Origin of the sequence: Rhodoplanes sp. Z2-YC6860, from assembly GCF_001579845.1 — a bacterium.
Lineage (GTDB): Bacteria > Pseudomonadota > Alphaproteobacteria > Rhizobiales > Xanthobacteraceae > Z2-YC6860.
Window position 1 is genome coordinate 1,645,619 of the sequence record NZ_CP007440.1, and the last position, 23,637, is coordinate 1,669,255.

22 protein-coding genes are annotated in these 23,637 nt (G+C 63.7%); 15 read left to right on the forward strand and 7 right to left on the reverse strand.

Going from position 1 to position 23,637, the window contains the following annotated elements; all coding sequences use genetic code 11:
• Positions 1 to 37: 37 nt before the first annotated feature.
• Both RHPLAN_RS07620 and RHPLAN_RS07625 read right to left on the reverse strand, forming a co-directional pair.
• On the reverse strand, positions 38 to 706 hold the full coding sequence (locus RHPLAN_RS07620) for a dienelactone hydrolase family protein (RefSeq protein ID WP_068015546.1): 669 nt from the start codon (positions 704 to 706) through the stop codon (positions 38 to 40).
• A complete protein-coding gene (locus RHPLAN_RS07625) occupies positions 703 to 1,839 on the reverse strand; it encodes a CaiB/BaiF CoA transferase family protein (protein WP_068015548.1) in 1,137 nt (378 codons plus the stop codon). The genes RHPLAN_RS07620 and RHPLAN_RS07625 overlap by 4 nt, the downstream gene beginning before the upstream one ends.
• A gap of 160 nt (positions 1,840 to 1,999) precedes the next feature.
• Here RHPLAN_RS07625 and RHPLAN_RS07630 point away from each other — a divergent pair, with 160 nt between their 5' ends.
• Both RHPLAN_RS07630 and RHPLAN_RS07635 read left to right on the forward strand, forming a co-directional pair.
• Positions 2,000 to 3,172, forward strand: a complete 1,173-nt coding sequence (locus RHPLAN_RS07630) for an acyl-CoA dehydrogenase family protein (RefSeq protein WP_198164759.1) — start codon at positions 2,000 to 2,002, stop codon at positions 3,170 to 3,172.
• 16 nt (positions 3,173 to 3,188) lie between these two features.
• Positions 3,189 to 4,007, forward strand: a complete 819-nt coding sequence (locus RHPLAN_RS07635; RefSeq protein ID WP_068015550.1) for a GntR family transcriptional regulator — start codon at positions 3,189 to 3,191, stop codon at positions 4,005 to 4,007.
• A 13-nt stretch (positions 4,008 to 4,020) separates the two neighbouring features.
• On the opposite strand, the gene RHPLAN_RS07640 is transcribed toward RHPLAN_RS07635, so the two are convergent.
• The gene (locus RHPLAN_RS07640; protein ID WP_198164761.1) at positions 4,021 to 5,040 is read right to left on the reverse strand and encodes an MBL fold metallo-hydrolase; all 1,020 of its coding nucleotides are present in this window, start codon (positions 5,038 to 5,040) and stop codon (positions 4,021 to 4,023) included.
• A 199-nt stretch (positions 5,041 to 5,239) separates the two neighbouring features.
• On the opposite strand from RHPLAN_RS07640, the gene RHPLAN_RS07645 reads away from it, so the two are divergent.
• From RHPLAN_RS07645 to RHPLAN_RS07660, 4 genes are all read left to right on the forward strand, one after another.
• Positions 5,240 to 7,273, forward strand: coding sequence for an FUSC family protein (locus RHPLAN_RS07645; RefSeq protein ID WP_068015555.1), 2,034 nt, complete (start codon positions 5,240 to 5,242; stop codon positions 7,271 to 7,273).
• Positions 7,270 to 7,479: a DUF1656 domain-containing protein gene (locus tag RHPLAN_RS07650; protein WP_068015558.1), complete on the forward strand. Its 210-nt coding sequence runs from the start codon at positions 7,270 to 7,272 to the stop codon at positions 7,477 to 7,479. The genes RHPLAN_RS07645 and RHPLAN_RS07650 overlap by 4 nt, the downstream gene beginning before the upstream one ends.
• Entirely contained in the window at positions 7,476 to 8,345 is an 870-nt protein-coding gene (locus RHPLAN_RS07655) for an efflux RND transporter periplasmic adaptor subunit (protein ID WP_068015561.1), read from the forward strand. The genes RHPLAN_RS07650 and RHPLAN_RS07655 overlap by 4 nt, the downstream gene beginning before the upstream one ends.
• Before the next feature lie 154 nt (positions 8,346 to 8,499).
• A complete protein-coding gene (locus tag RHPLAN_RS07660) occupies positions 8,500 to 10,806 on the forward strand; it encodes a xanthine dehydrogenase family protein molybdopterin-binding subunit (RefSeq protein WP_068015564.1) in 2,307 nt (768 codons plus the stop codon).
• A gap of 18 nt (positions 10,807 to 10,824) precedes the next feature.
• Here the strand turns inward: RHPLAN_RS07660 and RHPLAN_RS07665 are convergent, their stop codons facing one another.
• Complete coding sequence (locus RHPLAN_RS07665) at positions 10,825 to 11,631, reverse strand: glutaredoxin domain-containing protein (protein WP_068015567.1); 807 nt, start codon at positions 11,629 to 11,631, stop codon at positions 10,825 to 10,827.
• Between the two features lie 86 nt (positions 11,632 to 11,717).
• Entirely contained in the window at positions 11,718 to 12,671 is a 954-nt protein-coding gene (locus RHPLAN_RS07670; protein ID WP_198164762.1) for a LysR substrate-binding domain-containing protein, read from the reverse strand.
• Between the two features lie 197 nt (positions 12,672 to 12,868).
• On the opposite strand from RHPLAN_RS07670, the gene RHPLAN_RS07675 reads away from it, so the two are divergent.
• Genes RHPLAN_RS07675 through RHPLAN_RS07685 form a run of 3 tightly spaced genes read left to right on the forward strand, consistent with a single transcriptional unit; the run spans position 12,869 to position 15,277 of the window.
• On the forward strand, positions 12,869 to 13,777 hold the full coding sequence (locus tag RHPLAN_RS07675; RefSeq protein ID WP_068015574.1) for an NAD(P)-dependent oxidoreductase: 909 nt from the start codon (positions 12,869 to 12,871) through the stop codon (positions 13,775 to 13,777).
• A 60-nt stretch (positions 13,778 to 13,837) separates the two neighbouring features.
• On the forward strand, positions 13,838 to 14,818 hold the full coding sequence (locus RHPLAN_RS07680; RefSeq protein ID WP_068015577.1) for a Bug family tripartite tricarboxylate transporter substrate binding protein: 981 nt from the start codon (positions 13,838 to 13,840) through the stop codon (positions 14,816 to 14,818).
• 39 nt (positions 14,819 to 14,857) lie between these two features.
• Positions 14,858 to 15,277, forward strand: coding sequence for a cupin domain-containing protein (locus tag RHPLAN_RS07685; RefSeq protein WP_068015579.1), 420 nt, complete (start codon positions 14,858 to 14,860; stop codon positions 15,275 to 15,277).
• A 47-nt stretch (positions 15,278 to 15,324) separates the two neighbouring features.
• Here the strand turns inward: RHPLAN_RS07685 and RHPLAN_RS07690 are convergent, their stop codons facing one another.
• Entirely contained in the window at positions 15,325 to 16,317 is a 993-nt protein-coding gene (locus RHPLAN_RS07690) for a LysR family transcriptional regulator (RefSeq protein WP_084244497.1), read from the reverse strand.
• A gap of 105 nt (positions 16,318 to 16,422) precedes the next feature.
• On the opposite strand from RHPLAN_RS07690, the gene RHPLAN_RS07695 reads away from it, so the two are divergent.
• Both RHPLAN_RS07695 and RHPLAN_RS07700 read left to right on the forward strand, forming a co-directional pair.
• Positions 16,423 to 17,397: an MBL fold metallo-hydrolase gene (locus RHPLAN_RS07695; protein WP_084244499.1), complete on the forward strand. Its 975-nt coding sequence runs from the start codon at positions 16,423 to 16,425 to the stop codon at positions 17,395 to 17,397.
• Between the two features lie 56 nt (positions 17,398 to 17,453).
• Positions 17,454 to 18,425, forward strand: coding sequence for a Bug family tripartite tricarboxylate transporter substrate binding protein (locus RHPLAN_RS07700; RefSeq protein WP_068015588.1), 972 nt, complete (start codon positions 17,454 to 17,456; stop codon positions 18,423 to 18,425).
• An 83-nt stretch (positions 18,426 to 18,508) separates the two neighbouring features.
• On the opposite strand, the gene RHPLAN_RS07705 is transcribed toward RHPLAN_RS07700, so the two are convergent.
• Complete coding sequence (locus RHPLAN_RS07705; protein WP_157100123.1) at positions 18,509 to 19,447, reverse strand: ABC transporter substrate-binding protein; 939 nt, start codon at positions 19,445 to 19,447, stop codon at positions 18,509 to 18,511.
• A gap of 248 nt (positions 19,448 to 19,695) precedes the next feature.
• Between RHPLAN_RS07705 and RHPLAN_RS07710 the strand changes: the two genes are divergently transcribed.
• The 4 genes from RHPLAN_RS07710 (at position 19,696) to RHPLAN_RS07725 (ending at position 23,635) form a co-directional block, all read left to right on the forward strand.
• A complete protein-coding gene (locus tag RHPLAN_RS07710) occupies positions 19,696 to 20,766 on the forward strand; it encodes a hypothetical protein (protein ID WP_068015602.1) in 1,071 nt (356 codons plus the stop codon).
• A gap of 17 nt (positions 20,767 to 20,783) precedes the next feature.
• Entirely contained in the window at positions 20,784 to 21,689 is a 906-nt protein-coding gene (locus RHPLAN_RS07715) for a DMT family transporter (protein ID WP_068015605.1), read from the forward strand.
• 394 nt (positions 21,690 to 22,083) lie between these two features.
• Complete coding sequence (locus RHPLAN_RS07720) at positions 22,084 to 23,052, forward strand: TorF family putative porin (protein ID WP_068015608.1); 969 nt, start codon at positions 22,084 to 22,086, stop codon at positions 23,050 to 23,052.
• 97 nt (positions 23,053 to 23,149) lie between these two features.
• On the forward strand, positions 23,150 to 23,635 hold the full coding sequence (locus tag RHPLAN_RS07725) for an HPP family protein (protein WP_068015611.1): 486 nt from the start codon (positions 23,150 to 23,152) through the stop codon (positions 23,633 to 23,635).
• Positions 23,636 to 23,637: the final 2 nt, after the last annotated feature.

Consider the following 23,637-nt stretch of genomic DNA (forward strand, 5'->3'; position numbering starts at 1 on the left):
TGCCGCGCTTGTCGTGAGGCGGCTCTTGTTCCTGATTTCAGCCGACGTGCTGGCGGATGAAGGCGAGCGTCCGTTCGCGCGCCAGCGCCGCGGCTTTCGGCTCCCAGAACTTGCGGTCGTCGCAGTTGAAGCCGTGTTCGGTGCCTGGATATTGGTAGATGGTCACGGCTGGCTGCGCGTTGCGCACCTTCTCGATATCGGCCTGCGGGATGTATTCGTCGACCTCTGCATAGTGCAGCAGCGTGGGCACCCGCGGCGTTTCGTTCGAATGGCCTGCGATCTGCGCGCCGTAATAGCCGATGGCGCAGGCGAGTCCGCTCAGCCGCGCGGCCGCGAGATAAGCCAGCGATCCACCCCAGCAATAGCCGAGCGGCGCGACCTTGCCCGCAGCACCCGCCGCATCGATCACGGCCTGGATGTCGATCATGCAGTTGTCGAGCACGAGCTTGGCGCGAAGCTCGCGCCCCTTGTTCATGCCGGCCTCGTCGTAGCCAAGCTCGACGTTGCGCTCGGCGCGATCGAAGATCGCGGGAGAGAGCACCAGATAGCCGTCATTGGCGAACTGGTCGCACACCCGGCGGATGTGGCCATTCACGCCGAAGAACTCCTGGATGACGACGAGGCCGCCGCGCGGCTGGCCCTGGGGCTTGGCGCAATAGGCGGCGAGGCGGTGGCCGTCCTTGGCCTTCAATTCGACTGTACTCATGATTTCACCGGCGTCTTCTTCTTGATACGGGTGGCGTTGTCCTGGCCGAGCCGCGGTCCGAGCTTGCGGATCTTTGGTCGCTGGCCGTTGAAGCTGAGCGGCAGGCCCGCGAGTGTGACGCCGGTGTCCGCGACCTTCTGCAGGATGCCGAGCGCCTCGACCTGCGGTTCCTTCAGCACCTCGGGAATCGTGTTGACCGGCGCGCACGGCACGCCCGACTCGGTCAGCGTCTTGATCCAGAACTGCCGCGGCTGTGTCGCGATCTTCTCCGCGATCAGCCGGATCAGTTCCACGCGGCTCGTGATGCGCGCGCGGTTGCCCTTGAACCGCGGGTCGGTCTTCCACTCCGGGGTGCCGAGCGCGCCGCACAGCCGCTCGAACAGCCGGTCGTTGCCGGCGGCGATCAGCAATGAGCCGTCGTTGGCGTCAAACGTCTGATAGGGCACGAGATGCGGATGCGCCGTGCCGAGCCGCTGCGGCACGCGGCCTTCGTTGAGGTAGCCCGCGATGTGCGGACCGGCCCAGGCGAGCGAAGTCTCGAGCAACGAGGTGTTGATGATGCCGCCTTTGCCGGTGATCTCGCGCTGATGCAATGCCGACAATGCGCCGATCACGGTCCACATCGCGGTGCCCATATCGACCACGGACACGCCGAGGCGCGCCGGCGGCCCGTCCGCATTGCCGTTGATGCTGAGGATGCCGCTGAAGGCCTGAGCCACCGGTTCGAAAGCCGGCAGCTTCTTCATCGGACCGCCGTTGCCGAAGCCGGAAATCTCGCAATAGATCAGCCGCGGATGCCGCGCGCAGAGCGCCGGTCCGTCGATGCCGAGCGTATCGACCACGCCCGGCCGCATGTTGTGGATGAGGATGTCCGCAGTTTCGAGCAGGTCGTGCAACTGCTCGACGCCTTCCGCCGACTTCAGGTCGATCGTGACCGACGCCTTGTTGCGGTTCATGTCGAGGAAGTGCAGCGAATCGCCCTGCGCGAAGGCCGCGCCCATATGGCGCGCGTCGTCGCCCAGCTCCGGCTTCTCGACCTTGATCACATCGGCGCCAAGGTCGGCGAAGATCGTCGCCGCGTAGGGCGCCGACAGCACCTGGCCGATTTCAATCACCTGCACGCGTTCGAGCATTCCCGCCCTCGGAACCGTCGTCTATTGTTGTTGTAACCATAGTACCATCTTTGGTACTTTTAAAGCCCAAAACGTCCGGCGGTCTTTCCGATCCTGCCGGGCTCCCATGCGCCATGTGCACGAGAACCTGGCGAGAATGATTTCTTCTGGAGTGAACGCCTTGACCGATTTTCATTTCAAGCTGAGCGATGCGCAGCGGCGGCTCATCGGCGACGTGCGCGCCGTGGTGCAGAGCGAGTTCAAGCCGCGCGGCGAGGAGTTCATGCAAGGCGCGTTCCCCTGGCCGAACATCAGGAAGCTCGGTGAGATGGGCATCCTCGGCATGGCGGTGCCGAAAGCTTATGGCGGCATGGAGCTCGGCGTGTTCGACACCGCGCTGGTGCTCGAGGAGATCGCGAAAGGCTGCTACGTCACCGCCATGGCGGTGCTGGGCGAGGTCGGCACGCAGACCCGGATCATCGCGACCTATGCGCCCGAGGCCGTCAAGCAGCGCCTCCTGCCCGGCGTTGCCAAGGGCGAGCATCTGCTTTCGATCTGCATGACCGAACCGCACGCCGGCACCGACGTCGGCGCCTACACGACCAATGTCGAACGACGCGGCGGCAAGCTCGTTCTCAACGGTACGAAATCATTGGTGAGCCGCGCCGAAGAGGCGAGCGCCTTCGTGGTGTTCGCGCGGGTCGACGATCAGCCCGGCGGCGAGGGCATCGGCTGCGTGCTGGTCGATCGCGACACGAAAGGCCTCGTGCACAAGAACCGCTCGCACAGCATGGGCGGCGAATATCTCCACACCATCGCATTCGAGAATTGCGAATTGCCGGAGGAGAACCTGTTGCTCGGTCCAGGCAGCCTCAAGAAGCTGCTTTCGGCCTTCAACACCCAGCGCTGTCTCAACCCGGCGATATCGTTGGGCATCTCCGAAGGCGCCTTCTCCGAAGCGTTGGCCTATGCGAAGAGCCGCAAGGCGTTCGGCCGCAGCATCGGCGAGTTCCAGGGCATGCGCTGGAAGCTGGCCGACATGTGGCGCGAGATCGAGGCGGCGAGGGGGCTGCTCTACCGCGCCTGCGCCGGAGCCGACCCGTTTCCCGATCCGCTTCTGGCCGCGACCGCCAAGATCTATTGCAACGAGATATCGGTCCGTATCACCAGCGAGGCGATCCAGGTGTTCGGCGGCTACGGCTTCACCGACGAGTTTCTCGTGTCGCGGATGTACCGCGCCGCGCGTTACGGCAGTCTCGGCGGCGGCACGTCGGAAACATTACGCGATCTGGTTGGCAAACGGCTCATGAACGCCGACAATCCAGCGGACGTTTTCGATCTCGCGGATTTCTGATGGAGCCCATGCGGCCGTGAATGCAGACGCCTTGCCGACCGCCGTGCGCCACCGGCTCGATCCGGAGAGCGAGCGCATCGCGCTCTATGTGCGGCTGACCAGCGTGCTGCGGCGCCGGATCGAGACCGGCGAGTGGGGCGAGGGCCATCGCATTCCGAGCATCGAGGAGCTTTGCGAGGAATACGGCGTGGCGCGCAACACCGTGCGACAGGCCCTGCAGCTTCTCAAATCCGACGGGCTGATCGACGGCGGCCGCGGCGTCGGCACCTTCGTCCTGAAAAGCCCGGGCGGCCGCGTTGCCAACAACGAGCTGAAGGAGGCGATCAGCGATCCGCTGCACCTCGGCGCCGACCAGAGCATCGAGATACTGGCGCGGAATAAGAAGGTGCAACTGCCCGAGGCGCTCTGTGGCGAGCGCGGAGCCTATCCGGACTACACGCAGGTCCGCAAAATCCACCGCTTCCGCGGCCAGCCTTTCGCGCTGATGGACATCTACATCGCCGCGCAGGTCTACGCGAAGTTCCCGAAAGGTCAGGACGGCTCGACCAAGATCGCGCGCCTCTTGCGCGACAGCGGCGTGCGCATCGCAGATTCGCGGCTCGAAATCACCACGCGGCATCCGGACCACGAGACGGCGCGGCTTCTGGAGTACTCAATGACCGGCTCGCTGGTCTGCATGCGGCGCTGGCGGACCGACGCGGACAACCGCATCGTCACGGCCGGCACGTATCTTTATCGCGGCGACCTGTTCGTGCTCGACATCGCCGAGCCGTTCGCCGGCATTGGTCCGGCCCGCACCGATTTCGTGCCGCGGGTCCGCAAGAAGCCGCGCTAGCGGTTTTCCATCCTCAATACTTGAACGACACGACCTTGCCCTTGTCCACGCCGCCGCCCGAGACGCAGATCGGCGAACGGTAGAGCGGCGCGAGATAGGCCGTGCCCGGTATGTTCGTGCGGATCTTGTCAAACATCGGCTCGAGGCCGAGATCGACCCAGGCCGGCGGGTTGGCGTCGTGGTGCGCCGGCAGGAACAGCTTCGGCTTGAACAGCTCGATGAACGGCCATGTGTAGCCGATCTGTGTATCGGCGACCGCGTGCACCTGATAGGCGATGATCGCGACGTCAACCGGCCCGAGCTTTTCAGCCAGCGCCTTGACGCCCGGCGTGATCGGTCCGGCGCTGCCGATCAGCACCGCCTTGAAGCCCGATGGAAACGTGATGCCATAAGCGAGCGTTCCCTCGGTGATCACTTTGGGATCGAACGTGCCGCGCGAGCGGACCGCCACCAACTCTTTCTTCTCGTCTTCTGACAGTGGCGGCGAGTCGTTCTCGTAAAGTTTGGCGTAGATGTCGGTGAGACCGGCCTGGATGGTCGAGTGCTGCGCGAGCGCGATCTCTATCGTCGCATCGCCAAACTTCATGGTCTCGCCGCCCTTGGCGACGACGATCTGCTGGTCGGGCACGCCGAGCTTCTTCGCGACCTCGGCGGACAGCGGCGCGCCCACCACCGGCGCGCCGGTCTGTTTCGCGATCGTGCCGATGTCCGAGATATGATCGAAGTGCGCATGGGAGACGAAGATCGCTTCGGCCTTCTTGATGTCTTCCGCCTTGAAGCCGATGTTGTGCGCCCGCGGCGTGCGGTTGAAATAGGCGTCGAACAGATAGACCTTGCCCTTGTAGGCGAATTCGAAATTGGCGTTGCCGAGCCAGCGGATGACGACGACGTCGGAGTTGGCTGGCGGGGTTGGCCCGCCGGTCACCGCGGCCTGAGTGCTGTTGCAAGCGTCGGGAATATCAGCCGCGACGGCCGACCCGGCCCATGCGAAGCATGTGGCCATAAAAGCAGCCGCCAGCGTTGCCCATTTCATAAACAATCCTCCCATTGATTATGACCGGCAGCATGTCGCGTTCGGCTCTGCACGACAAGCGTCCGGTTTTGCTCCCCCTCTTGAGCATATGTGCGTATACTCCTACTTTGATTTGCACATCTCTGTGATGCGATCCGAATACCGTTGATGCATACGATCGGGGGGCCATCGTGTGTCCGTTTCAAAAAGGCATTGATCCGTGCCCACCCGAGAAGACTGGCTGTTCGGTCTCAAATTGCTCGCCGCGGTGGCGCTGACGGTCTGGGTTGCGCTGCGTTTCGATCTGCCTCGGCCTTATTGGGCGCTCGCCACCGTCATGGCGGTCGCGCAGCCGTTGACCGGCGCGACCCGCTCGAAAGCGGCCTACCGTCTTTACGGCACGGCGATCGGCGCGGCGGCGGGGTTGGTGATGGTGCCAAACCTCGTCCAGGCTCCCGAACTCCTCACCCTCGCCATGGCGACGTGGGTCGGGGTGTGCCTCTACCTGTCCGTGCTCGACCGCACGCCGCGCAGCTACGTGCTGATGCTCGCCGGATTCACGGCGCCGTTTGTCGGGTTTCCGAACGTGAGCGATCCGACTTCGATGTTCGACGTCGCCGTCGCCCGCGTCGAGGAGATCGGGCTCGGAATTCTGTGTACGAGCCTGATCCTGTCGATTCTCCTGCCGCGGTCGGTGGCGCCGGCGATCCAAAAGCAGTTGGAGCAGTGGTTTATCGACGCGCGCGAATGGATCTGTGCGGTGCTTCGCGGCGCGCCCGGATCGTACACGCTGGCCAAGCGGCTGAGGCTCGCCTGCGGTGCAACCGGCCTGGACGCGGTGATCACCTCGCTGCAATACGAAGCCACAGGACGCGAGCAGTCCGCGGGCGCGGTGGCGACGCTCCGGCAGCACATGCTGATGTTTCTGCCCGTCATGTCTGCGATCCATGACCGGGTGGCGGCGTTGCAGCAGCTGCAGGCGATGTCGCCGCGGCTGCAGCAAGGTCTGGACGAGCTGGCCCACTGGATTTCGACGTGGCCGCCGCAGGATCCGGGGACTGCGGATCGTTTGCGGGCATCGTTCGATGCGCTGATGCCGCGCTATCACTGCACGCCGAACTGGATCGAACTCCTGACCACAAGCCTCCTGGTGCGGATGAAGGACTTGATCGACCTGCGTTTGGATGCCCGGACGCTGGAGGGGGACGTCATCGCGGGGCGCGGCATTCAACAGCCCCTGCTGTTCCGCTACACGGCAGCGGCGCATGCCATTCGCCATCAGGATCGCGGGATTGCATTGCTGTCCGGCTTCGCGGCCTTCGTGTCGGTGCTGGTTGCCGGCGCGTTCTGGATCGCCTCCGGCTGGCCGGATGGCGCGTCCGCGCCGATGCTTGCGGCGGTCGCCAGCAGCTTTTTCGCGAGCCTCGACGACCCTGCGCCGCAGATCAAGAACCTCGCGAAGTCGGCAGTGATCGCGATTGTTCTGGATTGTTTCTATCTCTTCGTGATTCTGCCGCGCGTCACGACGATCGAGATGCTGATCCTGGTTTTCGCTCCACTCGTTCTGGTTTGCGGATTCCTGATCAACCGTCCAAAGACATTTCTATACGGCGTGGGCACAGGCTTGGTGTTTTTCACGCTGCTGGCCCTGCAGGACAGCTACAAAGCCGATTTCTCGGCCTTCACCAATTCGGCCATTGCGGTGCTGTTTGGCGTCGGCACAGCGGTCGTGGTGACGCAGTTGATCCGCTCGGTGGGCGCCGCCTTCGTTTCCAGGCGCTTGCGGCACATGAACCGCGACAGCCTCGCCGATGCAACGCGTCACGGCGGACCTGACGATGCGATGGAGCTTGCCGCCCTGATGCTCGACCGCATCGGGCTGGTCGCTACGCGGCTCAACGCGCTGCCTCCCGAAGACGCCGAATGGACCGCGGAGCTTCTGTCCGAGGTCCGGGTCGGGATCAATCTCGTCGAACTCGACCGCTCGCTTCCGTCGCTCACCGCCGAAGAGGCTCGGATGGCGACAGATCTGATGCACGCGGTCGGCTGCCACTTCGAAGGCGAGGCCTTGCATCCGTCGGAAGACCTGCTCGCCAAGCTCGATGCCTGCCTTCGTCTGTTTGCCACCGACGAGGAGTGCACGCGGCGCCATCAGGCCCTGCTCGGACTGACCGATCTGCGGCGTAGCCTGTTTCCGGACGCCCCGCCGTTCGAATACGGACCAACCGCACCGGCGGTGAAGGTGGCGGCATGATCGGTGAATTCGATATCTATGGCGTATTGGTCCCCGCGCTGCTGGTCTGGCTGGCGGTGGCCTATGTGGTCTACTTCGCCGTGCGTGGCGTTTTGAGCGTGGCAGGCGTCTACCGCTTCATCTGGCATCGTCCGCTGTTCGACGCCGCGCTCTATGTCATTCTTCTTGGTGCAATTGTCTTTGTCGCCGCAAAGGTGCTGTCATGAAGCTGCCCCACATCAGCGGCCTCAGGCCGGTCGTAACACTGCTGGTGGTGATCGTTGCCGGCGTGATCGGGGTGGCCTTGTGGGATTACTACACCAAGGCGCCGTGGACGCGTGATGGCAAAGTCCGCGCCGACGTGGTGGGAGTCACGCCCGACGTGTCGGGCCTCGTGACCGAGGTGCTGGTGAAGGACAACCAGCAGGTCGCCAAAGGCGACGTGCTGTTCCGCATCGATCCGGAGCGCTTCAAGCTGGCGCTGCGGCAGGCCGAGGCGGCGCTCGAGGGCAAGACCGCGGCGGCCGAGCAGGCCAAGCTCGACTACGACCGCTATGTGCAGCTCAACGACGCCACAGTGTCCCGGCAAAAGCTCGAAGCCGCGCGTGCGACCTTTCAGGAGACGAAGGCGGCGTACGATCAGGCGCTGGCCGACCGCGATCTCGCCAAGCTCAATCTCGCCCGCTCTCAGGTCCAGGCATCGGTGAACGGCCGCGTCACCAATGTTGATCTTCGCCCGGGCGCCTATGTCAGCGTGGGCCGCGGCGTGATGGCATTGATCGACGAGGACACCATCCGGGTCGAAGGCTATTTCGAAGAAACCAAGCTCCCCCGCATCCACGTCGGCGATCCTGCGACGATCCGCCTCGTGGGAGAGAACGGCGTTCTGAATGGTCACGTCGAGAGCATCGCCGGCGGCATCGAGGATCGCGAACGAACCTCCGGATCGAGCCTGCTTGCCAACGTCAATCCGACCTTCACCTGGGTCAGGCTGGCGCAGCGCATTCCTGTCCGCGTTGCGCTAGATAAAGACAGCAAGAGCATGGCTCTGGTCGCTGGCCGGACTGCCACGGTCGAGATTCGCGACCGCTGAGGGCGGGGGCTTCCTGCCTGCCGCCGATGCGGTGACCGAATGGCGCAAAGTCATTCCCGTGGGTTTAACGCCGCGGTATCTGCTGGCATGGTCTCCAGGAACCTGGAACACGGTGCAGTGCAGACTGTACCGGTGGAAGGAACGGACTGAACGAATGGTGACGACCCTCAACCCTCCGGCCCGCAACTTTGGCTCGCAGATCGGCCGATCGGTCCCCCGGCTGGAAAGCCGCGAGAAGGTGACCGGACGGGCCGAATACACCCACACCATGCGGGTCCCGGGCATGCTCCATGCCAAGCTGTTCCGCAGCACGGTGGCGCATGGCCGGATCAAGTCCGTGGATGTGAGCGCCGCCAAGGCGATGCCGGGGGTCCTGCACGTCGTCACCATCGACGATGTCATGAAGGTTCTGCCCAATCCCTATTACGGGCCGGCCTTTCACGATCAGCCCATCCTGGCACATCAGAAGGTCCGGTTTGTCGGCGAGCCGGTTGCGGCCGTGCTGGCGACCGATCCCCACGTCGCCGAACAGGCCGTGCAGCTCATCACCGCCGAATACGAAGAACTGCCTGCGGTGTTCGACGAGGTCGAGGCCGTCACCAGCAACGTCTACGTGCACGACGAGCTGAAGCCCGCGAAATCCTTCGCCGACCTGAAGCACCTGAAGGGCGCGCGCGACACCAATGTGGCGTTGAACTACAAGCTGCGTCGCGGCGACTTCGACCAGGCCTACGCGGCCGCCGAATTCAAATTCGAGCACGAGTTCAAGACGCAGAAGGTCCTGCATCTGCCGCTCGAGCCGTTCGCCTGCATCTGCGACTACCGGGACGACCACGTCACGTTCTATGACTCGTCTCAGGGACCCTCGTTCGTGCGCATCGAGATGGCGCGATTGCTGGGCTGGCCCGAGAACAAGGTGCGGATCAAGGTGCCGTATCTTGGCTCAGGCTACGGCGGCAAGCTCTACATCAAGTTGGAGGCGCTGGCGCTCGCGCTCTCCATGGTCGCGCGCAAGCCGGTCAAGGTTGCGACCACATTCGAGGAGATGTTCTATCAGGTCACGCGCCATCCCTGCACGTACCGGATCAAGAGCGGCGTCGACAAGAACGGCAAGATCGTCGCCCGCCGCTGCGAGGTGATCTGGAACGGCGGCGCCTACGCGGATATCGGCCCCCGTGTCACGCAGAAGGCCGGGCTCACCGCGTCGGGCCCCTACGACATCGACAACGTGTCGATCGACTCCATGGCGCTCTACACCAACCTGACGCCCGCCGGCGCGCTGCGCGGCTTCGGCGTGCCGCAGCTCGTGTGGGCTTACGAGAGCCACATGGACATGATGGCCCGCGAAATGAAGCTCGACCCGGTTGAGTTCAGGCGGACCAATCTCGTGCCGGAGGGCCGTCCGCACGCCACCGGCCAGATGATCAAGGATGCGCCGCTCGAACGGATTCTCGACAAGGTGCTGGAGCGGATGAACTGGTCCGCTCCCTTTGACAAAGGCAGCGGCACGGTCCGGCGCGGCCGCGGCATCGCCATCGCGATCAAAGCCGTGACCTCACCGACCACCTCGGTCGCGATCGTCAACATCGCGGCGGACGGCTCGATCATTCTGTATTGCGGCACCGTCGACATGGGGCAGGGCTCCGACACCGTGATGGCGCAGATCGCCGCCGAGGTGCTCAACGTCCCGGCCGAGACGATCCGCGTCATTCCCCGCGATACGGATTCTACGCCCTATGACATGGGGACGCTGGGCTCGCGATCGACGTTCCACATGGGCCATGCGGTGCGCCGCGCGGCCGAGGACGCGCGCGACAAGCTGAAGGGGCTGGCGAAGGACGTTGGCGAGCCGGAGGGCTCCAACGTTCCGATCGCCGAGCTGTTCCAGAAGCGCTACGGCATGCAGGCCGGAAACATCATCGGCACCGGTGTCTTCAAGCCCGACTATATTTCGCCCAATCCTGAGAACGGTCAGAGCACGAAGGTCACGCCGTTCTGGCTGATCGCCGGCGGCGGCGCGGAGGTCGAGGTCGACACCGAGACCGGCCACGTCAAGATTCTGAAGCTGGTCAACGTCGTCGATTGCGGCAAAGCCATCAACCCGAAGGCCGTGGAAACGCAGATTTCAGGCGCGGCGCTGATGCATGTCGGCTTCACGATGTTCGAGAAGATGTACATCGACGGCGGACAGGTCACGAACGCCTCGCTCGCCGACTACAAGATTCCGGGTTTCCACGACGTTCCCGACGTCATGGACAACGTCGCCATCGAGCACGAGGAAGAGGGCGGCCCGTTCGGCGCGAAAGGCGTGGGTGAGGTGTCGACCTTCTGCCCGTCGCCGGCCATCGCCAACGCCATCGACGATGCCGTCGGCGTCCGCATCACCGAGATGCCGCTGAACGCCGAAACCGTATTCCGGGCGATCCGGGCCAAGAATGGCGCGCCGCTCGAAAGCGAGTGACGGAAGGCGAGGCTGACGCTACTCCCAGACGCCTTCCGGCATCGGCAGGCCTTTGTACTTCGTCTCGTCGATGCGGCGGTTGAGAGCCGCACTATAGCTGTCGAGCACCACCTGAAGCTGCCGGATGTGCTGCGCCATGTGCCACACCGAGCGTTCCAGGAAGTGGTGCGACGGCTGGATTCCGTAGAAGGTCTTCACGGTCCAGCCGAACGATTTGTCCGGCAATGAAGCCCAGTGGCGGCGCAGCCGGGCCGTGATGCGATCGCCGTAGGCGCGCACATGCGCGCTTGTCGTCACATCGTCCGGCGGCGGTGAATCGAAATATTTGTCGAAGTGCTCTTCGCCGTTCTCGGCGTTTTCCAGAAAAGCCTCCGGGACCTGGAAGATGTGATACGACAGGCCGTGGAACGTGCGATTGCGGTTCGGGATCGGCAGCGCCTGCAGATGCTCCTGCGGAATCCGGTCGACCATCTCCAGCGCGATGTCGGAGAAGTAGAACCAGCGGTCCATCAGCTCGGTGGGTGACAGGCGCTCGAACTTCACGTCGCGGCCGAGGAATTTCGAAACGTCGTCCAGCGACTGCGCGCAGACGAACGTCTTGCCGCGCGACACGACGGGGAAGCCCATGGCGCCCATCGCCTGCAGATCGGCTTCGGCGCTCGGATCGGTCAGCACATTGACCGACTCATAGGGCACGCCGAGCTTCTTCAGGAATTCCTTCACCTTCACGCAGGACGAGCACCCCGGCATCCAGAACACGCGCACGCCGTCGGCATTCGTAGCTGGATCGACGGTTCGGTTGACGGCGGTGCCTTCGATGCCCATTGGCGCGCTCCCGTGTTGCATTGCCGCGGAAAAATAGGCGGGGGCGCTTTGGAAAATCCAATGCCGAGTCTCTAGGGGGGCACCGGTTATCCAGATGGCTTGTTATCCAGATGGCTGCCGGCCGTCTCCATCGCGGTCACGCCGTGCCAGCGGCGGCCTTCGATCAGCTTGCGGGCCAGAAGCTTCAGCGTCGAGGCGACGGCTTCGATGGCCGGATTGCGTTGCGAGACCTCCGACGAACACAGCGCAACCGGACGGATCAGACGGAAGTCGGAGAATTGCCGATGATGGAGCTTTCCCACGGACTCGCCATCGCCAATTGCGGCCCAGGGCAGGATCGTGTTGCCGAGGCCCGCCGCCACCGCGCGCCGCAGCGCGACCATGGAGTCGATCTCGCCGATCACGGTCAGATCGAGTCCGCGCTGCGCGAAGGCTTCCCGCGCGGTTTTCTGGATGCCGCTGCCGGGGCCGGGCAGCAGGACCGGCTGGCTGGCTGCTTCTTCCAGACTGATCGGGCGCGATTTTTTCTCTGCCGAGACATAGAACAGCTCTTCGTTGGCGAACGGTTCGACCGCAAGGCCGCGCTCGGACTTGCCCAGGAACAGCACGGCGAGATCGAGGCGGCCATTGTCCAGCCGCTCGCGCAGCAGCGAGCTGTTGCCGTCGGTCAGGTGAAGTACGATCTGCGGATAGGCGTGCCGCATCTGCACGAACAACTCGTAGCCGAGAATGCTGGACAGCGCCGACGGGAAGCCGATGGCGACGCGGCCTGACGGCACGGCGAGCGTCGTCATCGCATCCTGCTTGGCAAAATCGATATGCCGCAGGATGGCTTCGGCGTGGCGGTAGAGCACAGTGCCGGCTTCGGTGAGGGCGATGCCCTTCGAGCCGCGCGTCACCAGCGGTTTCTTGATCTCGGATTCGAGCTGCGCGAGGTGATGGCTGATCGCCGACTGCGCGACATGCAGATGATTAGCTGCCCGCGACAGGCTTCCGGCCTGAACGATCCCGACGAAGTAGCGCAGCTGACGCAAATCCATGCCATGTCCCGCGCGGATGCTGCTTTGCAGCATCCGGTTCCGCTATCGAACCTCGCGATGCCCCGTTCTGCTTTATGAATTTGCCCGGTCTGACGAAGGCCCGTACCAATTTTGCGATCGGACTCTAACATGCTGACGATCGCAAAAGGCAGACGCGATCGGTTCAGTGTCCTGCATCTTCAACGCGGACCTGACGGATGGAAGCGGGACAAGCAGCGCGTGTCGTCGGATTTGCCGGGCTCGGCGCGATCGGTGTGCCGATGGCGGAGCGGCTGATCCAAGGCGGCGAACAGGTCGTCGTTTACAACCGCACCGGCGCGAAAGCTTCGGCGTTTCACAACCGCGCGGCGATCGCCGCGACTCCCGCCGAGATGGCGGACAAGGCCGACATTGTCTTTGTCTGCATCACGTCGGCGGATGCGTATCGCGACGTTGTGCTCGGACCGAACGGATTGATCCGGGGCAACCGAATGAAGACCTACGTTCATCTCGGCACCAACGAGGTTGCGCTGCTCGAGGAGCTTGCGGCGGGTCTCGGCAGTCGCGGCATCGCGGCGCTCGACGCGCCGATGACGGGAGGCGTGCCCCGGGCGCGCGACGGAACGCTGACCGTGATGGCTTCAGGCTCCCGCGATACGTTCGAGCTCGCCGAGCCGGTGATGAACCACTATGCCAAGAAGATCGTCTACCTCAGCGACCGTGTCGGCGCCGCGCAGGTCATGAAGTACGTCAACAACGTGCTGTCGGCTTCGAACCTCGCCCTCGCCTGCGAGGCGATGGTGCTGGGCCGCAGGTGCGGCCTCGACCCCGCTGCGATGCTTGAGGTGCTCAACAACGGCACCGGGCAGAACACCGCGACGCTGACCAAGATTCCGGCCCAGGTGCTGACGCGGAAGTTCAGCCACGGCGGCACCCTTGGCCTCATGATCAAGGACCTGGACGCGTTCAGCGGCGAGGCGCGAAGGAACGGTGTGCCGGTGCCGCTTGCCGAGGCCGTCATCGAAAGCTTCCGAAAGGCAGCCTTTGAAGAAGGCGAGCGCGAGGACCTGACGAAAATCATCCGTCCGATGGAGCGGGCTGCTGGGATAACGGTCGAGGGCCGATAGCAACGGCCTCACAACAAACGCATGAGCCGAAAAGGCCAGCGGTACCAAAGGGAGAGAAACATGCAACGCCAGTTTGCGGCTGCTGTGCTGATCGCAGGCATCGTGACGGCGGCAACGACGCCGGTTCGCGCCGACAACTGGCCGCAGGCGAAGCCCATCAGGGTCGAGGTGATCTCGGCGGCCGGCGGTCTGACCGACATCGTGCCGCGGGTGCTGTCCAAGTATCTCGCCGATTCGATCGGCCAGCCCGTGGTGATCGAGAATCGTCCTGGCGCCGGCGGCAACATCGCCGCGGGTGTCGTCGCCAAGGCGGAGCCGGACGGCCACACGCTGCTGATGACTGGCTCCAACCAGTCGGTGAATCCGACGCTGCTGCCCAATCCAGGCTTCGACTACGATCGCGATCTGGTGCCGCTGTCGATGGCCGCCGTGGCGAAAATGCTGCTGGTCGCTTCGCCGTCTTTCCCTGCGAAAAACATCACCGACGCAATCCGGATCGCGAAGCAGAAGCCCCGGTCGGTGAGCATGGCGATCTCGCCGATCGGCACACCCAATCATCTCGGCGCTGAGATGCTGGCCCAGCTCGGCGACGTCGACCTGACCTTCGTGCCTTACAACGGCATCGGCCCGGCGACGCCGGACCTGATCGCGGGCCGGGTTGATCTCGCCGTCGGCGCGATGCCATCGCTGCTGCCGCAGGTTCAGGCCAAGACCTTGAAGGCGCTCGCGGTGACCTCGAACGAGCGCTCGCCGCTGGCGCCCGACATCCCGAGTTCCACCGAAGCGGGCCTCCCGGGTCTGCAGATCGATGCCTGGGTCTGCTTCATGGCGACGGGCGGGACGCCGGCATCGGTCATCGAGCGGCTCGACAAGGAGATCGCCAAGGCGCTGGCCCACCCCGAGGTGCGCGCGGCGTTCGCCAAGCAGGGCGTCGAGGTCATGCATATGGGCCCCGACGAACTCGGCCGCTTCCTCAAGTCGGAAGCATCGCGGTTTGGCGGCCTGCTCAAGGGATCGCGGGTCGTGAACGCGTCGCGATGACCGGCGGGACTTCGTTTCTCAACATCAGGAGACTTGTGAATGGCCACCCGAAAACCTGAACTGCCCGAGCTTCACTCGGTCGATGCCAACAAGCTGCCTTGGGAGGCAACGCCTTCGCCGCTGGCCCAGGTCAAGGTTCTGATGTTCAAGGACGACGTGCTGGTGCGGCTGCACCATTTCGAACCGGGCGTTTACGAAATCCCGCACAAGCATGGCTTCTGGCAGCTTCGCTACATCCTCGAAGGCGAATTCATCCTGAACGACCAGAAGTTCGGGCCGGGCAGTCTGGTCGATTTCCCCGAGAACACGATCTACGAGATCAAGTGCGAGACCGGCGGAAGCTGGCTGAGCCTCCAGCTCAAGGGCCCGAACACCGGGATTGCACCGTCGGATCCCTACGGCTTTTCTTACGACTTCCAGAAAAACCGCGATCCGGAATCGCGGCGGCTGAAAACATAAAGCCCGAACGTCAGCTCGCGGCAATGCGGTCACGACGGCTGAGCCGTTCAAGCCTTCGACTCGGCGGTCAAACTCCGCGCAACTTCGCGGGCGGATTCGACGAACAGTTGCGCCGCTGGCCCCAGTGTCCGATGCCTCATCGTCACGATGCCGACGGGCGACCGATGGGCCGGCAGGTCGATCGGAAGCACCTTGAGTGAATAGCGTTTCGCGAAGGTCCGCACCACCGATCGGGTCAGCAGCGTGATGAACTGGCCGCTCGCCGCCATTTCGTTGCGCAGCGAAATCGACAGCGTCGATACCACGAAGTTGGGCGCTGACAAGCCGCGCCGCTTGAACGCTTCGGCGACAAGTGCTCCACCCCAGGCATCGATGGGCGGCACGATCAGCGGTTCGCCGGCGAGATCGGCCAGGTCGATCTTGCGACGGCGCGCCCATTTGCTGTTTGCGCTGGCAACCAGAAGATAGGGATCGTCCAAAAGGACCTGGACATCCACTTCGGGATCAATTTCATCTTTCGCGAGGTCGCGGCCCCATCGGGCCAGGACCAGATCGACCTTGCGTTCGCGAAGCTCCGGATACTCGACGGTCGGCTGCTGCACCTGCTGCACGTGATATCGCACGCGAGGATAGGCCTTGGTGAGACGCTGCAATATTGGCAGCAAGAAACCCGCCGTGATCGATTCCGGACATCCGATCCGGAGTTCTCCCGCATGAGGATCGCCGATCAACTCGATATCACGAACGCCCTGACGCAATTCGTCGAAGGCGGCACGCGCTCGGAACAGCAAGGCCTCGCCGTACGCGGTTGTCGTGACACCCTTCGGGCTCCGGTCGAGCAGCGGCGCGCCAAGCGTGTGTTCGAGCGCCGCAATGGTTTCTGAAATTGACGGCGTGGAGACGCCGAGCTTGGCGCCCGCCTTGGCCATGCTGCCGGTCTCGACCACCGCGAAAAACACAAACAGGTCGCGCAAACGCAGACGGCGACCGATGTGTTGTTCCCAGGGGATGGGACGAACCATAAGGATTTTACCTAACATGTATTATGATAATGGGGAATTCCCTTAAATCTCTCTCGCTGGCAAATCTGCGGATGACGGCGCATCCCGGCACGGGCAGCGCCGAGCGGGAAGAGGCTCCGCGCCATGTCCTTGACTGTCACGCTGACCGGCACCGCGGGCGGCCCAGCGGTTTTCAACGGCTTGGCCGGCTCGGGCACGCTGGTGCGTTATGGCGGGGACGGCCGCGACCCTCTCAATCTTCAGTTTGATGCAGGCCGCGGGACCACGATGCGGCTTTCGCAACTCGGCGTTCCTCCGGCGCAGCTCGATGCGGTGTTCTTCACCCACATGCATACCGATCACACCGAAGGCTTCGCCGACCTTGTCCTGCTGCGTTGGATGTTCAACGGTTCAGGACCGAAGCTCGACGTCGTCTGCTGTGATGACGTGGTGTCAGACCGGGGATTCACGATCAGCGGCCGGAAATTCGTCGCGCATGTCGCCGATGCCTTCATCCATTCCGGCGAGATTGCCCAGCGTCATTCCGAGCGGGCCGATCGCACTGCGGGCGGCCCCGCGGATTTGCTCCGCACGACCACGTTCGAACCGACGGAGAAGCCGGCGATCGTCTGGCACGCCGGCGAGGTGAAAGTCAGTGCCGTGCGTTCGACGCATATGGCCGGCCACGTTTCATATCGGGTCGACACGCCGTCGGGCAGCGTGGTGATCGGCGGCGACGCCGGCAACGATCAGCTTGCGCCGCCTCGCGCTTCATCGACGTCGGATCAGGTCGAGAGCTTGGCGAGAGGCGCCGACATCATCGTGCATTCGGCCATTCATCCGATCATGGGCCCCGACGAAGGCAGCGGCATGTACCCTTACGCCTATTATCGTCAGCCCAATGTTTTCGATCTCGGCGCCATGGCGCATCGCGCCGGCGCGAAACATCTGATGCTCACGCATTTGATTCCGCCGGTTGGCGCCGACCGCCAGGGCCCGTTCAAGGTCCCGGGCGGTCCACTGACGGCGGCAGCTTACAGTAAAGCCGCCCAGGACGGCGGCTTTACTGGAACCATCGTGGTGGGCACAGATCTCGCGAGCGTGTGCCTGGGCAGCTGAACATCTTCGGCCAATGACATCCCTTGGTGTGCCGTGAACGTTGAAAGAGGCGGATCATGAGGAAGCTGCTGATCGGGTGTGTTTTGCTCTTGGTCTCGTCGGTCGTTGCCCAAGCGGAGGACTATCCGTCACGCCCTGTGACCATGATTGTGCCGCTGCCGGCGGGCAGTGCGTTCGATGTGGCCGCTCGAATCCTGGCTGAAGGCATGCAGACTTCGCTCGGGCAGCCCGTCGTCGTGGAAAATGTGACCGGGGCCGCGGGGAGCATCGGCACCGGCCGGGTCGCACGGGCCGCGCCCGACGGCTACACACTCTGCTTCGGCGGCCTGATCACGCACGTCATCAACGGTGTTCAGCTGACCCTCCCATACGATGTCGTGAACGATTTCGAACCGGTCGGGCTACTGGCAACGACCGAGTTGCTTGTTGTCGCGAGGAAGGGATTTCCGACGGACGACCTGAAGGGGTTGATCGCCTGGTTGAAGGCCAATCCGGACAAGGCATCGCAGGGCAGCGGCGGTCTGGGCAGTCTAACGCACCTCGCGGGCGTGTTCTTTCAGCAGCAAACCGGCACGCGCTTCAACATCGTTCCTTATCGAGGGGCTGGAGCGGCGATCAACGATCTTGTTGCGGGGCATATCGATTTCATGTTCGATCTGGCGCCCAATTCGCTGCCGCACGTGCACACCGGTGCGATCAAGGCCTACGCCGTGATGGCCAAAATGCGGTTGCCGGCGCTCCCGGACGTACCCACTGTGGATGAGGCCGGACTGGCAGGATTCTATGCCTCGGCCTGGCAGGCGATGTGGGCGCCGAAGAATACGCCACACGACGCGGTTCAGAAGCTGAATGCTGCAATCGCCGCTGCCCTGGAAAATCGTGCGCTGCGGTCGCGGCTTGCCGATATCGGCGAGGAGATATTCCCCCGCGAACAGCAAACCTCTGAATCGCTGGCGTCGTTCCACAAAGCGGAACTCGACAAGTGGAAGCCGATCATCAAGGCGGCCAATGGTGCCGCGGCCAAGTAAAGAACGGTCCGGCAAATTAAAAACTCCGGATAGCCACTGGCATGGCTATCCGGAGCGAAGCCGCTGAGCAATGAGAGTGCGGCTTATTCCGCCGCGATCGTGTGCGCGGCGCGCTGCACGTCGAGATTGACCAGCGCGAGTGGTGTCGCGGTCTCTTCGAGCATGCCCCAGCTCTTCAGCCAGTCGTAGGTGTTCTGCAACTCGTTCGCCGGGATCGGAGCCGGATCGATGACCACGATACGGCCGGCGCGGAGATCTTCGGGCTTCAGCGCCGCGATCTCCGGGTCTTTCTTGGCGTGATAGTCGATGAAGTAGTGCAGGTACTTCGCCTTGTCGGCGTTGATGCGCTTCACCGCCTCGCGCACCGCGCGGTTGAAGGCGCCGTAGGTCTCGGCGTCGACCCGGTCCGAGGCCACCTCGGTGCCGTGATAGAAGGCCGAACAGATCACCCGGCAGCCGTTCTTCTCGGCGAGCGAGACGTAAGGCTCGGTCAGCGTGGTCGCCTCGACCTCGCCCTTCATCATGGCGTTGTAACGCTCGCGCGAGCCGTTCGAGACGCGGCACAGCCGGATCTGATCGCGCGGCATGAAGCCGTCGAGCAGATGCAGAGCGAGATAATGAGTGCCGAAATAGAACGGCACGCCGACCGTCTTGCCGGCGAGTTGCTGCGGTGTGAACACCTCGGAGTCCGGCCGCACCACGATGGCCGCGAAGGTGACGATGCCGCGGCGGCCGACCTGGCGGCTGCCGACCTTGGTGTCCTGGACGCGGCAGTAGTTGCCCCATTCGCAGGCGTTGTAGAGGTCGGCCTTGCCCTGCTCGAGCATCTTGCCGTGGCTCGAGAAGGGATCGAGTCCCTTCGGGCTGTTGACGTCGACCTTGGTGCTCTTGTCGTCGCTTTCGCGCTCGACCCATTCGAGGGTCAGGCCTTCCTTGGCGAACAGGCCTTCCTTGTGGGCAACGAGCTCAGGCAATCCTTGAAACGGCGCGGTGGTTTCGAGGACGAGCTTTTTCGAATTCATAACGACCTCCATGACCGGCAGAGCCGGCAAAATATCACATGCTGCGCCGGACTGTCGCACAATGATGCGACAACCCACGTCTGTCTCGGGTGCATCGACATTGCGCTGCGATGGGCGATGGAACGCCGCCCGCATTGCATCGTTCCGCCCCCCGAAATAGCATGGGCGCCAACGAAGGATGGTCCGTCGGTTCCTCAAGCCAAGGGCCTGAACCTTCTGCATTTTCAACCGACAGAGGAACACCCGCCATGCCATACAACATCCTGATCCTGGGCGCGGCCTATGGCTCACTGCTCGCTTCGAAAATGTTGTTCGGCGGACACAGGGTTCACCACGTCTGCCTGCCGGCTGAGGCCGACCTCATCAACACGGAAGGCTTCCGCGTGCGTCTGCCGGTGAAAGGCCGCAAGGATCCGGTGTTGCTCGATTCGACGAAGCTTCCCGGCAAGGTGACGGCTTCGGGTGCGGCGGGCGTGAATCCCAAGGACTATGACTTGATCTGCCTGGCGATGCAGGAGCCGCAGTACCGCTCGCCTGGCGTGCGCGAGCTGCTCGATGCGGTGGCGAAATCGAAAGTGCCGTGCATGTCGATCATGAACATGCCGCCGCTGCCTTACGTCAAACGCATCAAAGGCCTCGACTACGCGGCGCTCGAGCCCGCTTATACCGATGCGCGGGTGTGGGACAGTTTCGATCCGACCTATCTCACGCTGTGCAGTCCGGACCCACAGGCGATCCGTCCGCCGGACGAGAAGGTCAACGTGCTGATGGTCACGCTGCCGACCAACTTCAAGGCAGCGAAGTTCGACGATCCGAAGGGCACCGCGATCCTGCGCCAGCTCGAGCAGGAGATCGACGCGATCCGGTTCGATCCGGGTGACGGCACCAAGATCGAATTGCCGGTGAAGCTCCGCGTCTATGACTCGATCTTCGTGCCGCTCGCCAAGTGGGCGATGCTGCTCGCCGGCAACTACCGTTGCGTCACCGAGGACGGCATGCGGACCGCGCAGGAGGCGGTGCATTCCGATCCCGCGACCTCGAAGTCGGTCTACGACTTCGTGTTCGATCTCTGCGTCAAGCTCGGCGCCAATCCGGCCGATCTCGTGCCGTATGAGAAATACGCCGCCGCGGCGCAGTCGCTGGTGCGGCCGGCTTCGGCTGCGCGCGCCCTGCAGAACGGCGCGCCGAACATCGAACGCGCCGACAAGCTCGTGCAGCTCATCGCCAAACAGAAAGGTCTGAGCAATGCGGCGATCGACGCGCAGGTGGCGCTGGTCGACCGCCGTATCGAGCAGAACCGCAAGAAGGCCGCCGCGTAAGCCGCGGCTTCTCTGCGGTGAGCGTCGAAAGTCCGCAAAGCCGCCTGACCGTCGCGTTGGCGCTGACCGGCTTCGTCGCTGTCGCAGTCGCCCAAGTCACCAACATGATCCTGGCGCGCGCCAACGCCGGCGCGATCCCGCCGTTCTCGCTCGCCTTCTTCCGTTGGCTGATCGTGACGGCCGGGCTCGCGCCGTTCGTGTGGGCCGAGCTTAAGGCGAACGCGGATGTGCTTTTGTCGCGCGGCTTCGTCGTCGTGCTGGCCGGCTTCTTCGGCATGTTTTTGTGCGGCGGGCCGATCTACATCGCCGGGGTCTCGACCACCGCGATCAACATTGCGCTGATCTACGCGCTGTCGCCCATCGTCGTGCTGGTGATTTCCTGGCTCACCGGCATGGAATTGATCGGCCGTTATCAGATCGTCGGCATCGTGCTTGCGCTCGCCGGTGCGCTCACGATCATCCTGCGCGGTTCGGCGGCGAGCCTGATGTCGGCCGACACCATCTGGGGCGATCTGCTCGTCGTGGTCGCGATGCTGGCCTGGTCCGGATACACGTTGCTGCAATCGCGCGCCGCCTCTGAGGTCTCGTTTCTCGGCCGCGTCTGCGTGTTCGCCGCGGTGGGCTCGCTGTTCTCGTTGCCGTTTGCGGCTTACGAGGCGATTGCTGCGCCGCACACGGTGTTCAGCGTGCATGCGCTCGGCGTCTATCTGTTCGCGGGCCTGGTACCGGGGGTGTTGGCCTATGCGGGCTTCGCCTATCTCGGCGGCCGGTTCGGCTCGGTGCGCACCTCGCTGGTGCTCTACATCGGTCCGGTCGCCAGCGCGCTGTTGTCGTGGGTCTGGCTGCACGAGGGACCGAGTGCGATCCAGATCGTCGGCGGGGCGCTGATCCTGGGCGGTGTGTGGTTCAGCTTGCGGAAGTGACAGCACTGCTGTCACGGGCACGGCGAGAAAATGGTCTGAACGAGGCGAGGCTTCACCCTGCCGCTCCGCGGAGTCTGTGGAAATGTGCCGGACATTTTCAACAGATGGGCCGTTCGAGGCCTGAAAACCCGAGAAAAATGTGACCTGCCGGACACACCACGCAACTCTTGTGATGTTTTTGTGGGGTTTAGGCTTGAAACGCCTAAAAAGGCAGCAATTGCCACTGGAAACGTCTTGTCCCTCGGAACACCCGCGTGCTGAATTTTGGCCACAATAAATGAAGTGGAGCGGGGGCTTCGTTCGGTTGAGGTTGCAGTTACGTTCTCGGAGTTCGTCGAGATCGTCCGTAACGTCAGCCTGCGCCCGGCCACAGCACGACGGGAAGGGGCTGCTTATGAAAAAAGTGACAATGGCGGCGGTTGCCGCTCTGGCGTTCTCGGCGTCGTCGGCATTCGCCGCCGACATGCCGCTCAAGGCGATCGCGGCTCCGGCGCAACCGCCGGCTTGGGACATCGCCTTCGGCTCAGCGATCGCCAGCGATTACGTCTGGCGCGGCATCACGCAGTCGAACCACAAGCCGTCGGTCGCGGCCTACTTCGAGCCGCGCTACAACATCAACAAGGACATGCAGCTCTACGCCGGTCTCGGCGGCGCCAGCATCGATTTCCCGAACCGCGCCGCGGCGGAAGTCGACATCTACGCCGGTTTCCGGCCCACCTTCGGCAAGTTCGCGTTCGACTTTGGCTTTTGGTACTACTGGTACCCCGGCGGCCAATGCTTCAATGCCGCTGTCCCGACCTGCTCGCCGAGCGGCGGCGTAGGCCCCACGAACCTTCCGAACGGCAACGTCGCCAAGTCGGACTGGAGCTTCTACGAAATCTTCGCCAAGGTGAACTACTCGGTCACCGATCAGCTCGGCCTCGGCGCCTTCGTCTACTACTCGCCGAACGTGCTCAATACCGGCGCCGACGGCGTCTACTTCGGCGGCAACGCCAAGTACACCTTCCCGGCGCTCTCCAACGGCATGCAGTTCTACGCGTCGGGTGAAGTCGGCTACTGGGATCTCGGCACCAGCGATGCGTTTTACGGCACCGTGGGCTTCCCCAATGGCGTTCCGTACAAGAGCTACACCACCTGGAACCTCGGCATCGGCTGGACCTATAAGGTCTTCACCGTTGACCTCCGCTACATCGACACCGACCTGAACAAGGGCAATTGCAACGCCTTCACCAGCGATCACACCGCTGCGGGCACGAGCAACGTGACCGCCATCAACCCGGGTGGTCTCGGCTCCAACTGGTGCGGTGCGACCTTCGTGGCCCGTCTGTCGGCGGACCTCACGGTCAACACCAACCTGAAGTAAGCGACATCTTCGTCCTCCAAAGCGAGCGGCGGCCGCAGGGCCGTCGCTCGTTGCTTTTTGGGGTGGACGCACGGTCGGCCGTTGCGTATCTGGCGCCATGATCGAACGCAGCAAATGGCTTGCAGTGCTTGCCGGCGCGGCCGGCGGGGCTGCCGCGATTCTCGCGATGGAAACCTTCTCAGCCCGCGCCCAATATCCGCTGGTGGCGATACCGTTCGCCACCTCAATCGTCCTGGTGATGGGCTCGCCCACAGCCTTGCCGGCGCAACCGCGCGCGCTGATCGGCGGTCATCTCGTCTCCACGGCCGTCGGCCTTGTGATGGTCAAGCTGTTCGGGCCGGGTCTTTGGGTCACGGCGCTGGCTGTGGGCATGGCGATGATCGCCATGCACGCGACCGACACGTTTCATCCGCCGGCCGGCATCGATCCGCTGGTGGTGGTGGTCAACAGCATGCCCTGGAGCTTCCTCGTCGTGCCGGTGGCGGCCGGCGCGGCGCTGCTCGCGCTGTTTGCGTTCGTCTGGCACAACATCGTCGCGCGTGGGCCAAACAAGGACGACATTTGGCCCACGCGCTGGTGGTGAAG